A 208-nucleotide genomic window follows, 5' to 3' on the forward strand; every position below is an offset into this window, starting at 1 on the left:
GGCGTTGAAATATGTGCCGAAAGCCCTCCGAATGCCGGAGATATGCCTCGAGGCGGTGAGGCGAGACGGCTGGGCATTGCAACATGTTCCGGAGCCCTTCCGGACGAAGAAGATGTGCTTCGAAGCGGTGAGGCAACACGGCAGGGCGCTGGAATATGTGCCGGGAAACCTCCGGACGAAGGAGGTGTGCCTCGAGGCGGTGAGGCAA

Annotated in this window: 1 protein-coding gene; it reads left to right on the forward strand. The window is 61.1% G+C overall.

Annotated features, from left to right (window positions below):
* Window positions 1-31: 31 nt before the first annotated feature.
* Window positions 32-208, forward strand: a 177-nt coding sequence (locus E1297_RS00035) for a DUF4116 domain-containing protein (RefSeq protein ID WP_368669404.1), incomplete at its 3' end; no start/stop codon positions are given.

Source organism: Roseibium sp. RKSG952 (genome assembly GCF_009711355.1).